Annotated in this window: 1 pseudogene; it reads left to right on the plus strand. The window is 66.3% G+C overall.

The annotated features are described in order from the left end of the window. Window positions 1–301 (plus strand): annotated as a pseudogene (locus AACY45_RS28570) (hypothetical protein); the annotation flags it as partial. Between the last annotated feature and the right edge of the window lie 150 nt (window positions 302–451).

Here is a 451-nt window from a genome sequence, read left to right on the forward strand (position 1 = left end):
TCGGCATGATGTTCGCCAACAAGATCACGGTGGATTGCCCTTGACCGATCGCCTTCAGTCTCCGCTCGCCCGCGGGCTGCTCGCCTGTGCGGCCGTCGTCGCCGTGCTGGTCGTGGCCGAGATGATCGGCGTCAAGGCCGGGCTCGGCTGGTACCTGCAATGGGCGCAGGGCTGGGCGGCCTATGCCAACATGTATGCCGCGCTGATCGTGATGTCGCTGCTCTGCTCCGGCGCGATCACGCTGTTGTTCGCGATCCGCGACCGGCTGCTGGTCTGGCAGAAGGGGACCGTGAAATGGTAGAGGCCGCGCTCGCAGAAGCGGTTGCGCTTCAACCCTCCGCCGGCGCCGCGCTCGACATCGCGAATGTCAGCCACGCCTTCGACATCGACGGCGCTGAACTGCCCGTGCTCAGCGACGTCAGCATCGCGGTCGAGCCTGGCGAATTCGTCG

Origin of the sequence: Pseudomonas sp. RA_35y_Pfl2_P32 (assembly GCF_963970735.1) — a bacterium.
Classification (GTDB): Bacteria; Pseudomonadota; Gammaproteobacteria; order Pseudomonadales; family Pseudomonadaceae; genus Aquipseudomonas.